The sequence below is a fragment of the Psychrobacter nivimaris genome (genome assembly GCF_904846365.1).
Taxonomy (GTDB): Bacteria; Pseudomonadota; Gammaproteobacteria; order Pseudomonadales; family Moraxellaceae; genus Psychrobacter; species Psychrobacter nivimaris_B.
Genome location: NZ_CAJHAL010000005.1, coordinates 13330 through 25983, shown reverse-complemented (window position 1 = coordinate 25983; position 12654 = coordinate 13330). Strand labels below are relative to the sequence as shown.

Here is a 12654-nt window from a genome sequence, read left to right as displayed (position 1 = left end):
TTATTGACTGTTGCCATCAGCTGACTCTTCTTTCGCCTCTTCATTATGCAGCGCATTGGCCAACATAGGGTAGTTATTTAGTATATGACAGAATAGCTCAGCAGTCTTTTGAGTGTCATACAGAGCTGAATGAGCATTCTTGCCATCAAACTCCAATCCTGCTGCTTTACAAGCGCGTGCTAGGACGGTTTGACCAAAAGCTAATGCTGATAAGGTTACGGTATCGAATACTGAAAAGTTATGAAATGGATTGTGGTTTTTGCTATTGGTTCGTAGCACGGCTGCATTCAGAAAAGCCAAGTCAAAATGGGCATTGTGCCCAATTAAGACACATTGACGGCATTCTTCGTCACGGCGTACGTCTTTTAACCCTTTAAAAATGCGGCGCAATGCTGTCTTTTCATCTTCCGCAATAGCTTTACGCATTGGGTTTTTAGGATCAATACCCGTAAAGGCAAGCGCACTTGGCTCTAAGTTTGCGCCTTCAAAAGGCTCAATATGAGCGTTGAAAGCTTCACCTGGATAAAATACACCTTGCTCATTCAGTAAGACAGGAATGCAGGCAATTTCTAACAGGGCATCAGTCTGAGCATTGAAGCCTGCTGTTTCCACGTCGACGACGACAGGTAAAAACTTGCGAAAGCGGTCTTTTAAAGCCATAGGTGCTTGCTCATCTGTCGCTAAAGCTGCATCTTTCGGGGAATTGCTTAGAGTAGCATCAGGACTGGCAGATTTAGGGTTTGATAAGTCTTCGTCAGGCAAGGTCGCTATGTTTTGATTGGTCATATAAAGTTAAATCACTTTTATCAGTCGTACTAATATATTGAATAAGAAATAAGCATCCTACGATACTAACTGCACCTTTAGTACAAAGAAATCTACTACAAAGGTATCATTAATATCATAGGATAAAATAATAGGTCGTTTATTGAATGCTAAGCTTTGTGGGCATTAAGCCTTAATTGACCAAGGTAGCGTCTCACCTGCCATCAAGGGCGTCAATGATGCACCATCAAAATAAGGATAGTCAGTCGGCACTTGCATAGGCGTGTTAACAAGTGTGATCGTGCTTTCATTTAGAGGTAAGCCGTAGAACTGAGCACCAAAACGACTAGCAAAGCCCTCTAACTTATCTATTTTTCCAACACTATCGAAGGCGGTCGCATACAAAGGCAGCGCCGTGGCTGCACTATAGCAACCGGCACAGCCACAAGCGGCTTCTTTTTTGTCTGTCGCATGTGGCGCAGAGTCAGTACCCAAGAAGAACTTTGGATTACCACTAGTAGCTACATCTAATAACACTTTTTGGTGGCTCTCACGCTTTAAGATAGGTAGGCAATAAAAATGCGGTTTGATGCCACCAACCAATAGATGATTGCGGTTAAACATCAAATGCTGCGGCGTAATAGTCGCAGCAACATGGTTACCTTGTGACAATACAAAATCTGCCGCATCGCTGGTAGTGATGTGCTCTACTACTATTTTCAATGTAGGGAATTTCACGATAATTTGTGCCAGCACTTCATCTAAGAAACGCTTTTCGCGATCAAAGATATCTATATGGTCTTGTGTCACTTCGCCATGTATCAGTAGTGGCAAATTGTACTTCTCTAATGCTTCAAAAACATCGACACAGGCATTGATATTAGTGACGCCATCTGCGGAATTGGTAGTTGCTCCAGCAGGGTAGAGTTTGACAGCTTGTACGATACCTGACTGCGCTGCCAACTCGATATCTTGGGCAGTGGTGTTGTCCGTTAAATATAGAGTCATACGCGGATCAAAAGCTGACTTGCGCTCAAGACTTAAATCACTTGCTGCTAATTGCTCCATAATACGTGCGCGGTAGGCAATAGCCTCTTGTGCATTTTTGACTGGAGGCACAAGGTTTGGCATACAGATGACACGGTTGAAGCTGCTTGCTGCATGAGGTACGGTCGTGCTCAAGGCTAGATCGTCACGCAAATGAATATGCCAGTCATCTGGCTGAAGGATGGTCAATTCTCTAATCGAATCAGTCATAGTGTCAAAGCGCTCTATATCGTCAAATAAAGGAAACAAAAGGGAGTAATACTGTGGGTCTATCATAACAGATTTGCCCACTTGACTAAATATAAGGCTAGATATCTGTACATAATTCATCGAGCTAAGATTAATATCTTGTCGTTAAATGATGTTTAAATGCTGGTGGCAAAAATGAGGTTGATTAGAATTTAAGTCAAAAGCGTATGCCTTATGGCAGTTAGACTTTTGCCTATAGTAAATATGATGTACACTGAGCAGGTAATTATCGTTCGACTTGCTTTCGATTTGATCGTCGCCTTTTCTAAAACTATATTTCATAATGGGAGTTATTCATGGCTCAACTTGATCCAAAAAATATCAATAAAATCGTCTTGGCTTATTCAGGTGGTCTTGATACCTCAATCATCGCTAAATGGCTACAAGAAACTTATGATGCGGAAGTAATCACCTTTACCGCTGATATCGGTCAAGGCGAAGAAGTTGAGCCAGCACGAGCCAAAGCTCAGGCAATGGGTATCAAGCATATCCATATCGAAGATTTGCGTGAAGAGTTCGCTCGTGATTATGTATTCCCTATGTTCCGTGCTAATGCTATCTACGAAGGTGAGTACTTGCTAGGTACGTCTATTGCCCGTCCATTGATTGCCAAGCGTTTGGTTGAGATTGCTAAAGAGCATAACGCCGATGCTATCAGTCATGGTGCGACTGGTAAAGGCAATGACCAAGTTCGTTTTGAGCTAGGTGCAGTCGCCTTATCACCAGACGTAGTAACTATTGCTCCTTGGCGCGAGTGGGATCTATCAAGCCGTGAAAGCTTGATGAAATATGCTGAAGAGCATGATATCGCAATCGATTATGCGGGCAACAAGAAAAAATCTCCTTACTCAATGGATGCGAATTTACTGCATATCTCTTATGAAGGCGGTGTTCTAGAAGAACCGTATACTGAAGCAGAAGATGACATGTGGCGCTGGTCTGTCAGCCCAGAAGAAGCACCTGATGAAGCACAGTATTTAGAACTAGAGTACGAAAAAGGCGACATCGTTGCTATCGATGGTGAAGCACTTAAGCCTTATGAAGTCATGATTAAGCTGAACGAAATCGGCGGCAAACATGGTATCGGCCGTTTAGATATCGTTGAAAACCGTTACGTCGGCATGAAGTCACGTGGTTGCTACGAGACGCCAGCGGGCACGATTATGCTAAAAGCACATCGCGGTATCGAATCACTAACGCTTGATCGTGAAGCTGCCCATCTAAAAGATGAGCTAATGCCACGCTACGCAAAAATCATCTACAATGGCTATTGGTTCAGCCCTGAGCGTATGATGCTACAAGCATTGATTGATAAATCACAAGAATACGTCAACGGTACTGTACGTGTAAAACTGTATAAAGGTAGCGTGAGCGTTGTTGGTCGTAAATCTGACGATTCATTATTTGATGAAAAAATCGCCACTTTCGAAGATGATGCGGGCGCTTATGATCAAAAAGACGCAGAAGGCTTTATCCGTCTAAATGGTCTACGTTTAGCTATCGAAGCTAGCCGTGGTCGCGATTTATCTAAGTAAGTTTTTTGGCTACTGATAGCCAATTCGTAACTTAGATCGCACAAAAAAAAGAGACTCTATGTTGATAGGGTCTCTTTTTTTATGGTTAATAAATGATTGCTAAAACGGTTGCTTTGAGAGTAGCTATTTCAAAAGTAAAATGCTTTACTCAGTTTTTTCCGTTTCTACAACGTCAGATTCCTCTTCATCTACCATTACAATGGCTACGTCTTGCTGTTGGCGCTCATCAATGGCATCTTGTTCTAATACTTCTTCAGTTGCCAGGATCGCACCGTCAGATTTTTGCGATTGGTACTTTAAGGTAGCGAGAGCACCAAGGACACCAACGACAAGTATGATGATAAGAATGACAGGATTTTTCCATAGCGGTGTAGAAGCCTCATATTCGATGGGCTTTTCACTAGTAGTGGTCGGTGTATTGTCGTTATTGCCACCGATTAGTCCCAAACTCACCAAAGGCGGTTTGGGCGGATTAGCTGGTTCAGAGTTAACACGTAGTCGATTTCGACTGAGATAGATATCTGAGATTTTGGCCAATTGTAGTAGCCAGCGCTGGTGCGGTAAGGCAACGGCATGCATCTCCGTAAATACCAGCATATCATTGTGACGACCCTGCTGTAGATTGTCAGGTGAGCGTCCAATGGCTTTTAGATAATTACCTGTTGCCATTTGCATGTCTTGCACAGGTTCATAGTTTTCAGGTTTGAATCCGGACAGTTCATACCAGTAAGGATCAAAAGGAGGTGGAGTGCTTGATAGCTGCTCAGCATTTAATAACGTACGCTCCGCATTACTCTCTGAGTTGTTCTCTATCGCTTCAACAGTTTCAGTAGTTGATTGGGGCAAGTCACTATTGCTTTCTGTCTCAGCAGATAAGGTATGCTCTGGGCTAAAACGTGCCACTGATAAAAACTGTGGTTGTAGCGCAAACCATTTATTGATCTCATCACTGTCTAGTTGACTGTATTCTGTCAGAATAGCCAATTCACGCAGCACAATCACGCACAAAGAGGTGAGTAGAGTTTGAGCCTGCTGCATCGTTGCATCAATATTCTCAGCGATATGTTCGCTTGCTTTTATGACACGGGCATTATCGCTAAATACAGCATCTGCCGCATCGTGACGATGGTAGAGTGTGGCGCTAATGGTGGCAAAGTTCATTGAGTTATACTGTCGTAACTCTTTGACAGCACTACGACCAAACAGCTTTTTACTGACTGCTTGTCCCTGATGACGCTGTTGATAGGCGAGCAGCGCACTTATGATGGCTTGTAGACTGGCATCCACCCCTAAGCGAGCTTGCGGTAGAGAGAGCTGTGCCGCATCGGCCAAAAGTGACAGCATAGGCTGGGTATCATGATATAAAAAATCATACATCGACACACGTGTCGGTGAAATAGTCGTCATAATCTGCTAGCATCAAAAAGTGTGCCCCTATATTACGGTGCCAAATGTCTTGATACAATCCCTTGATAATAGAAATTTTCAATCATTTTACTAATAACCTTGATAGTAATCTGATGAATGACTGATAGTCGGAAGCATTTATGACCAATAATAAGAAGCTTGATAAACAACTCGTGATTAATATCGCTGAGCAAACATTAACGATGTACCAGCAGCAGACTGAGGTTGCGAGATACGTAGTCTCCACTGCAAAGAATGGTATTGGTAGTCAGCAGGATAGTGGTTGCACGCCGCTTGGTAGGCATGTCATTGAACAAAAAATAGGTGGTAGCGAGCCTATGAATGCGGTATTTGTCGGGCGTGTGCCGACAGGTGAAATATACGATGCAAATCTTGGTGAGCTACATCCCAAGCGTGACTGGATATTGAGCCGTATTCTTTGGTTAAGCGGTCTTGAAGAAGGGCTAAATAAAGGTAGCAATGGCCAAGGTGGTTGCGATACTTATGAGCGCTATATCTACATTCACGGCACACCAGATACTGAACCAATGAGTATTCCGCTATCACATGGCTGTATCCGTATGCGTAATGAAGATATTGTAGAATTATTTGAGCAAGTAGAAGACGGCATGCCTGTTACTATTATTGCTAATTAGGACATGTTGCACATTTAGCCATGACGCTAACAGAAGCTATTTAAATACAATAAAAAAAGACAGCTGGTTATATAACTAGCTGTCTTTTTTATGGAGTGGCTTTACTTTATGAAAGCAGTATCTGTCATAAAAATGATATTACTATTACCAAAACGTTGAGCTGTCCGCAAATTTTGCTAAACGTGCATCAATATGACTCTGGTCATCCGTGAGCATGGCCGTAAACCAACCCGCACCATATAAAGCATTAGCATCTGTTGTTGATTTTAACTCATAGAATTGCTGATATTGATTATCATCGTTCAGTTGTTCTAACGCTTTTTGCGCTTTTATCAGCCGTTTTAGCCAACGTTTGGTTTTCTTTTTAGCTTTTTTCTTACTTAGTAAAGGCGTAGAAAATTCACTGATGTAACGCAAATCTCTTAACTGATTGAGCAGCTCGCTTTCAGGTTGGTCATTATCAGCAACATCTGTGCTTACATTTATGTCATCGTTCACAAGCTCGGTATTACTTACTTCACCACTTACTTCGTCAGCTTTTTTATCGGTTTTAAGACATTTTTTATATTGTTTAGAAAGGACTTTCGTCAGCTTATCGCGGGCAAGCTGATCAGTCTGAGGTTCAATGCTTGAGTCGCTCATAGTAAAGGCAATCAGCTCTAGCAAGGTTATCTGAAAGTCATTGGCTTGCAGCGTATTGATAGGTGTGATTTTGATATTTTCGATATCTGTTGTCCAGTCAACGGCAGGCGCGCCACATGCTTGTAGTTCAGGTTCGATCTGTGTATTGATATAAGCAAGTTGATAGTAATCGCTAAGCAAGTTCGCAGTTTGCTTTAGTATCGGCAGCCATTCAGGATTAATCTCATCAGAGAAGTCGGTAAATGCTTTCAACGCAGTACGCAAGCGATCAATACCAATCCGCAACTGTAGAATATGTTCGTCATCTATACTGCCAGCGACGATAGCACTGCTGTTTGGTAGTATCTGTAATAAGCAATTATGTACGACCGCACGTATAAAGGCAGGTGCACTGCTGTCTTTGTCTATTTGCAATTGACTTAGGTTTGCGTTGACCGCTGGACTGTGTTTTTGTCCATTAATAAGTAAGCCACCGTTCTCAGCTTTGGTCACGGTAGATAGACACAGCTTATAGCGCTTGCACCATGTTTTGGCAGTCGTAAATAGGAAATCTAAATCTCCTGACGCCAATTCAAATTCTATCTCTTGAATAGCTTTGCGTAGCGAGTCATCAGTACCATGAATAATCTCTCCCTGATCGTAAGCCATTTCGATACAGTTATCGGTTTCATCCTCATTACTTTCTGTTAGCAACCGCGTAGTGCGCTCGACATCAGTCACATAAAGTCGTGTCAGATTTTTCGCTAACTTTTTGAGTTTAAAGTCAGCCAATGCTGCAGCGATTGGAGTGTCCTCATATATTGTCAAATCAGGCATCAACTCATTATTATCGAGCATCGCTTGTACTTGCTTATTATCGAGTACGGCATTGTGCTCCAAGCGTGCCGCGATACCATCACCACCAGCTTTAATGGTTTGTACCCATGTATCGCCTTCTTTGCGAATACGCAGGCCGATACCTGCCTGTGCAAGCTGTTGGTCAGACGTATCGTAATAGTGTGCAGCCAGTTGTGTCACTTGTGAGGATTTAACGTGCGTTTGACGCATTAATCCCTTCAGTCGTGACTCTGGTACCAAAAACTTCAGCTCTATCTCTTGCATATTAGCTCCTAATAATTCTGACTGATGGCTCTGGATCGATGGTTGTGATAAACCATTATTAGTCTACCATTCTCTGATTATTTAAACCGCAATAAAAAACCGCCCTACATGATGTAGGGCGGTTTTTTGATAAATACTGCTAGTGTGTCGGTTATTAGAACTGGTTCATTGTGTTCTTGCCGCCGCCAGCTTTCAGAGCGTTATCGCCCGAGAAGATTTCTTTGTGGTCATCGCCAAGGTCAGAACCAGCCATTGCTTGGTGCTTAACACAAGAGATGCCTTCGCGGATTTCTTTACGCTGTACGCCAGCTGCATAAGCAAGCATGCCTTCTTCACCGAAGTAGCCTTTAGCAAGTTCATGAACGCTAAGAGCAGTCGTGTGGTAAGTCGGTAGCGTGATTAAGTGATGGAATACACCAGCTTCACGTGACGCATCACGTTGGAAGTTCTTAGCGGCTACGTCAGCTGCTGCATCAAGCTCAGTACCGTCATAATCAGCACTCATCAAGTCATCTTTATTGTATGCAGAGATGTCTTTGCCTTCTTCTTCCCACTGAGCGATAACTTGCTTACGGAAGTTAAGCGTCCAGTTGAATGATGGGCTGTTGTTATATACAAGCTTGGCTTTAGGCTGTTGCTCTTTAATACGGTCAACCATCATTTTGATGTGTTCTACGTCTGGAGTCGGTGTTTCGATCCATAGTAGGTCAGCGCCGTTTTCTAGAGCTGTTACACAGTCAAGTACAACACGGTCAATGTTGGTCTCTTCACGGAACTGATATAGACCGTTAGGTAGACGAACTGGGCGTACTAGTTTGCCGTTGTGCTTAAGTAAGCTGTCGTTTTCTTGAGCATTCTCTAGCGTTACTTCTTCCATTTCGATGAAATCGATGTATTTAGAAGCAAGGTCACCTGGCTCATTTGATACTGGGATTTTTTGCGTTAGTGATGCGCCCTCGCTATCAGTACGAGCAACGATAACGCCATCTTCAACACCAAGCTCTAGGAATGCATAACGGATAGCGTTTAGCTTAGAGATGAAGTCTTCATGCGGTACAGTTACTTTACCAGCCTGGTGACCACATTGCTTAGCATCAGATACTTGGTTTTCAACCTGAATAGCACAAGCACCAGCTTCGATCATTTGCTTAGTCAATAGGTAAGTAGCTTCTTCGTTACCAAAACCTGCATCGATATCAGCGATGATTGGCACAACATGTGAATCAAAGTTTTCAATTTTTTCTAGGATAGCTGAAGTGTCTTGGCCAGCTTCTTCAGCAGCGTTTAGCTCACGGAAGTAGTCGTTCAACACTTTGGCATCTGCTTGACGCAAGAAGGTGTAGATTTCTTCGATTAGCTTAGGTACTGACGTTTTTTCGTGCATAGATTGGTCAGGTAGTGGACCAAATTCAGAACGTAGGGCAGCTACCATCCAACCTGAAAGGTAGATGTAAGTTTTAGAAGTCGTACCGAAATATTTTTTCTTAGCGTACATAGTTTGCTGTGCAACAAAACCATGCCATGCACCTAAAGACTGCGTGTACTGAGACGTATCATTGTCATAATCTTCCATGTCTTGACGCATGATTTTTGCAGTATATTTTGCGATATCCAAACCCGTTTTGAAACGGTTTTGTGACATCATACGTGCAGCATCAACTTCGCTAATGTTCTGCCAGTTGCCGTGCTTTTGCTTTAATTCACGTACTAAGTCGATCGCTGATTTATATGCAGTTGACATCTATAGTCTCCTTGGTGGGGTGTAAAAACAAATAAGTTAATTGTTAAAATAATGGGTCTGTCGTTTTACTAAAATCCGCTTTACTAAAACCTTTGTACTAAAAAGTAATATTCAAAATTTGGTCTATCATTTATCTATCGAAGCTCTATTTACCCTAAACAAACCGTTAGGCTATTACAAGAAGTTTGCTGAACTCAACAGTTGAAAATAATTGCTGGTTTATAAATATTCATCGATTCTCACTATATATCTAAAAGGTATCTGAATACTTAATAGGCAGTGATGTCATAATTGGTAGCAAGAGATGTTACAATAATGAGGTCAATTAACCGTATTTAACGACTGATAAAAACCATTAATATATTACTTAGCGACAATATTTAATCGGATAAAAGCAGCTTATGAACCTAAGGTTCGTCCTCTATGCTGCAAATCCTTTATAGAACTCACTATAACCACCTTACCAAGATTTATCTAATTTATGATAGTTATCTTTGGTATTTCTGTATGATATAATGTTTATATAACAGCGTCTTACGATAGGTTTAATGAGTTATAATGCAGCTCTATCAGAAAAAAATAGAACCAAATTAGTAAAAAATAATGAAATTATGCTGTTATAGCGCACAAATCATCGTAGCAGCACTACAAATGCCAGCCTTAATATGGCGTTTATTCAAAAGCCAAGAGAACCAAATATGAATTTGCAGCGGGTTGATTTAAATTTATTAGTCCATCTAGATGTGTTGCTACGAGAAAAAAACGTCACTCGCGCAGCCGAGCAGCTTGGGATTACTCAGCCTGCTATGAGTAATATCTTGCGCCGTTTGCGTAAGCTGTTTAATGATCCATTATTGGTACGCTCATCTGAGGGTATGACGCCGACTGAACGCGCCCTTGAGCTACAGCCACGTATCCGTGAGATACTCGCTGACTTGACTCAAGTGTTGGAGCCGCGTACCGAATTCCGCCCTTATAGTACCTCTCGTGTGTTCCGTATCATGACATCAGATTATGCTGAAGCGACCCTAGTACCTAAGCTGGTAAAAGCACTACGTTCTGAAGCACCTAATGTAATTTTGGACTTTTTGACTCCATCAGACGTCTCTTATCGAGATATGGAGCAGGGACGAGTTGATTTAGCGATTAACCGTTTTAATGAAATACCTCAAAGTTTCCATCAGGTTCTAGTATGGCGCGATACTTTTAGTTGCCTATTATCTTCTGACAGTCCTTATGCCAATCGTTTTAATCTGAAAAACTACCTTAAAGCACAGCACGTTTGGGTATCTAAAACAGGGATGGGCGTGGGTTTTGGGGTCAATCCAGAGAAATCTGGTGGATTAGGGTCTATCGATCAGGCCCTGCAGCGTCTTGGGCAAAAACGCCAAATCAGTGTCTTTACTCGACATTATCAAATGCCTGCTATGCTTGCAGCAAATAAAGATTTGATAGCGACTTTGCCCACGCGTGTGGCAAGAATGCAGGCAAACAATGACAGCATTATGATGGAAGATCCGCCGTTTTTTATTCCTGAGTTTGAGCTTACGATGGCATGGTCACCTCTATTGCAGCATCACCCAGCCCATCGCTGGTTACGTCAGCTAATTATGCATGTAGCACGACAAGTCGTTGCTGAAGAAGAAAATCCACCACAAGAGATACCGGTTATTAACCATTTGTTTTGATTGGTTTGTGTGAGTTGAATCTATCTTTTATCAGAGCGGAATATTTCTGATTATCTAAATTTTTAATAAAAGTATTTTTCTTTAGCTCCTACTCCATATAGTTATTAGACCAGCCAATAGGCTGGTTTTTTGTGTTCTAGCGTTTAATAGTTAGTATATGATATTTAGTTATACTTAATAAGTCAGTCACACTATTAACATCTTCAACACACTTCACAATATATTGTAAAACTCTTAATCAAATAGCTTGTTAAGATAACGGCAGATAGAAAACGAGCTACCAATAGATTGTGCTATCGACGTAAATTTAATAATTAAAACTGTCACAGCAAAACAACTACAAGTGGCAATAAACCCGATTATAGATCCCAAATATAAATCCGAATAATAAGGACAGTAACTATGTCAGACATTACTACTATTAACCCAACTACGGGCGAAGAAATCAGTAACTACAATTATATGAGCAACGACGAAGTCAACAAGATTGTCGATGCTTCATATAACGCATTTCTAGAATGGCGTACAGTGAGTCACGAAGAACGCGGCCGTATCATCAAATCTATCGGTGATAAGCTGATGGAATATAAAGAAGAGCTGGCTAAGCTGATGACTGAAGAGCGCGGTAAGTTATATAGCCAAAGCATGCAAGAGATTGATCTTTGCAAAGCCATTTGTGATTACACTGCTGAGAATGGCGTCGCTTCTTTGGCTGATGATGTACGCGATATTGAAAGCATGAAGAAAGGGCTAGTGACGTACCAACCTATCGGTATCATCTACGGTATGCAGCCTTGGAACTTCCCAGCGTATCAAGTATTTCGTTACACCATTGCAAATCTAATGGCGGGTAATAGCGTCCTGTTAAAACACGCATCTAACGTTACAGGCTCTGGTCTATTAATTGAAAAAATTCTTCACGAATCTGAATTGCCAAGTGATTTGTTCCGTACGATTATCATCGATCATGATCAATCAGAAGCATTGATTGGCAATGATAAAGTACGTGGCGTGACATTAACAGGTAGTGACAAAGCAGGCGTGATCGTTGGACAGCAAGCAGCTAAAGCGATCAAGAAAGCTGTATTAGAGCTAGGTTCAAACGATGCATTTATCGTACTAGAAGATGCTGACATCGAAACAGCAGTAGAAACTTGTACTCAAGCACGTCTAATCAATAACGGCGAAACTTGTGTAGCAGCCAAACGCTTTATCGTAGTCGATAGCGTATATGACGAATTCCGTAAGCGTATCATTGAGAAATTTGAAGGTACCAAAGCGGGTGATCCAATGGATGACAGCTCAGATATCGGTCCATTAGCACGTGCAGATTTGCGTGAGCAGCTACATGAGCAAGTAGAGCAGAGTGTTGCTAAGGGTGCAACTATCGCTGTTGGCGGCAAGGTACCTGAAGGTAAAGGTAGCTTCTATCCAGCAACTATCCTAGAGAACGTCGAAAAAGGTCAGCCTGCATACGATGACGAACTATTTGGCCCTGTCGCTTCATTGATTCGTGCCAAAGATGAAGATGACGCAATGCGCATCGCTAACGACAGTCGTTATGGTCTAGGTGGCGCGATTTTCTCGAAAGATGAAGAGAAAGCCGTTCGTCTAGCACGTGAGCAATTCGATACAGGTATGGTCTATATCAATGGTTATGGTCTTGCCAATCCTGCACTACCATTTGGTGGCGTGAAAAACTCAGGCTATGGTCGTGAGCATGGCGGCTTCGGTATCAAAGAGTTTGTCAACATTAAAGCAGTTCATGTATTTTAAGAATGAATTGATTAGACGAATTAGCTAAATAGATAACTATTTACGAT

At 41.9% G+C, this 12654-nt stretch carries 9 protein-coding genes; 4 read left to right on the top strand and 5 right to left on the bottom strand.

Translation table 11 applies throughout. The annotated features are described in order from the left end of the window. The gene (rnt, locus tag JMX63_RS03555; RefSeq protein WP_201571106.1) at positions 1–660 is read right to left on the bottom strand and encodes a ribonuclease T; all 660 of its coding nucleotides are present in this window, start codon (positions 658–660) and stop codon (positions 1–3) included. A gap of 291 nt (positions 661–951) precedes the next feature. Further along, the gene (pyrC, locus tag JMX63_RS03550) at positions 952–2022 is read right to left on the bottom strand and encodes a dihydroorotase (RefSeq protein ID WP_201570987.1); all 1071 of its coding nucleotides are present in this window, start codon (positions 2020–2022) and stop codon (positions 952–954) included. A gap of 335 nt (positions 2023–2357) precedes the next feature. Between pyrC and JMX63_RS03545 the strand changes: the two genes are divergently transcribed. Next, on the top strand, positions 2358–3596 hold the full coding sequence (locus JMX63_RS03545) for an argininosuccinate synthase (RefSeq protein ID WP_057761167.1): 1239 nt from the start codon (positions 2358–2360) through the stop codon (positions 3594–3596). A gap of 144 nt (positions 3597–3740) precedes the next feature. Here JMX63_RS03545 and JMX63_RS03540 read toward each other — a convergent pair whose 3' ends face one another. Next, positions 3741–5003 carry a hypothetical protein gene (locus JMX63_RS03540; RefSeq protein ID WP_201570986.1) on the bottom strand — a complete coding sequence of 421 codons (1263 nt, stop codon included), beginning with the start codon at positions 5001–5003 and terminating at the stop codon, positions 3741–3743. Positions 5004–5143: 140 nt separating this feature from the next. Here JMX63_RS03540 and JMX63_RS03535 point away from each other — a divergent pair, with 140 nt between their 5' ends. Beyond that, positions 5144–5659, top strand: a complete 516-nt coding sequence (locus tag JMX63_RS03535) for a L,D-transpeptidase (RefSeq protein WP_201570985.1) — start codon at positions 5144–5146, stop codon at positions 5657–5659. 144 nt (positions 5660–5803) lie between these two features. On the opposite strand, the gene JMX63_RS03530 is transcribed toward JMX63_RS03535, so the two are convergent. Together JMX63_RS03530 and JMX63_RS03525 are read right to left on the bottom strand one after the other, a co-directional pair. Next, entirely contained in the window at positions 5804–7402 is a 1599-nt protein-coding gene (locus tag JMX63_RS03530) for a CYTH and CHAD domain-containing protein (RefSeq protein ID WP_201570984.1), read from the bottom strand. Between the two features lie 154 nt (positions 7403–7556). Then, positions 7557–9143, bottom strand: a complete 1587-nt coding sequence (locus tag JMX63_RS03525) for an isocitrate lyase (RefSeq protein WP_101206309.1) — start codon at positions 9141–9143, stop codon at positions 7557–7559. A 698-nt stretch (positions 9144–9841) separates the two neighbouring features. On the opposite strand from JMX63_RS03525, the gene JMX63_RS03520 reads away from it, so the two are divergent. After that, complete coding sequence (locus tag JMX63_RS03520) at positions 9842–10831, top strand: LysR family transcriptional regulator (RefSeq protein ID WP_057761159.1); 990 nt, start codon at positions 9842–9844, stop codon at positions 10829–10831. Positions 10832–11233: 402 nt separating this feature from the next. After that, positions 11234–12607 carry an NAD-dependent succinate-semialdehyde dehydrogenase gene (locus tag JMX63_RS03515; RefSeq protein WP_201570983.1) on the top strand — a complete coding sequence of 458 codons (1374 nt, stop codon included), beginning with the start codon at positions 11234–11236 and terminating at the stop codon, positions 12605–12607. Positions 12608–12654 lie beyond the last annotated feature (47 nt).